Here is a 1,430-nt window from a genome sequence, read left to right as displayed (position 1 = left end):
CTATATGAACGCGTCCCGTTTGCAACAGTTTTCGTGTGTTCCGACAGACAGGATGGGCTGCAGCTCTATATCCGGCCTTCATGCAGCCGATACCGTCGCTGCGGGCCCCTATGAAATTCGCTGACTCGCACCTCATTCTCCTTAAGAGCTCGAGGCTCCTCACTCCATTCAGGTTTAGCGAGTCCCGGTCCTACCTGGCTTGTCATCACATTTGATTACTGCGCAACCTTTCGACGTTCACCCTGTATTAAAAGCTGATCGTTCTACCTCGCGCGAGCCGCTCAAGCTGGCTTCACGCTCACATAGTTGCTCCGGTATGGTCTGTCGTGAGCGAGCACTGCCCAGATCGTCCGTGCCATCTTGTTTGCTAGCGCGACGATCACCACATTCGTCGGTCGCCGTTTCTTCATCTGGTCGACCCACGGGCTAGGGGTCTTCGAGTGCGTCAACACCGCTCGAGCCCCGTGAATGAGTAGCGTGCGCAAGTATGTGTCGCCTCTCTTACTGATTCCATGCAGGACCACCTTGCCGCCCGAACCGGTCTGCTTGGGCACGAGGCCCGCCCACGCCGCAAATTCCCGCCCCGAACTGAACGCCTTTGGGTCGCCCATCATCGCTACCGCAGCCGTGGCCGTCAGCAACCCCACGCCGGGAATCTCGCAAATTGCCTTCACCGCCTTGTCTTCCTTCTTCCAGTCGCGCATCCGCCGCTCAATTTCGGCAACCTGCTCGTCCAGTCTCGCCAGACCATTCCATTGCTCGCGCAGCGTATCGATCAACGCTGAGGGTAGGCGCTCCGCGATTCTGCCAAGTGCGGCCGGTATCTCCTGATCTAGCTTTGCCCTGCCTTTACTCATTACCTCGCCGTATTCCGTCAGTAGTCCGCGCAGCCCATTGATTTGCATGGTGCGGAATTTCACCAACTGCTCACGCATTCGGTGCAACGCCAGCATTGCCTGTTGTATTTCCGTCTTCACAGCCACCGGCTTGCCAGGCTGCTGGACAGCCAGCCAGATTGCTCGGGCGTCAGCGGCATCGTTCTTGTTGCGGATGTTGAATGCTTTCACGAATTCAGCCGGCATCAACTTCACCTGATGACCCAGCCTCATCAGTTGCCGGGCCCAGTGATGTGCACCGCTGCACGCTTCCATCCCCACCAGACAGGGGACACTGTTCGCGAAGTGCTCCAGAAACTTCGCCCGTCTAATCGGTTTGTTCACGATCTCACCGGTTTCCCGATCAACGTAATGCACCTGAAAAACTTGTTTGGCGATGTCTACGCCTACGGCCATACTGTTCATCGTGGGTCCTCCGGTCACCGGGAAATGCTTGCATTTTCCACCTGGGCACATCGATGCCGTTGGCCCGTGAGGATCCACCCCTCTTTACCCTCACGTGCGTGGGTGGGACGCGTTCATTTCATTCTCCTT

Annotated in this window: 1 protein-coding gene; it reads right to left on the bottom strand. The window is 57.3% G+C overall.

What is annotated here, in order from left to right; translation table 11 throughout:
- Positions 1 to 281 precede the first annotated feature (281 nt).
- Positions 282 to 1,301, bottom strand: coding sequence for an IS110 family transposase (locus WS89_RS24785; RefSeq protein WP_059794108.1), 1,020 nt, complete (start codon positions 1,299 to 1,301; stop codon positions 282 to 284).
- Positions 1,302 to 1,430: the final 129 nt, after the last annotated feature.

Origin of the sequence: Burkholderia sp. MSMB1072 (assembly GCF_001524725.1) — a bacterium.
Lineage (GTDB): Bacteria > Pseudomonadota > Gammaproteobacteria > Burkholderiales > Burkholderiaceae > Burkholderia.
The sequence above is the reverse complement of the archived record's forward strand: the minus strand, read 5'-3'. Positions and strand labels throughout refer to the sequence as shown.

Excerpts from the sequence above, each read along its gene's own strand:
- WS89_RS24785 (WP_059794108.1), bottom strand. The coding sequence starts at position 1,301 with ATGAACAGTATGGCCGTAGGCGTAGACATCGCCAAACAAGTTTTTCAG.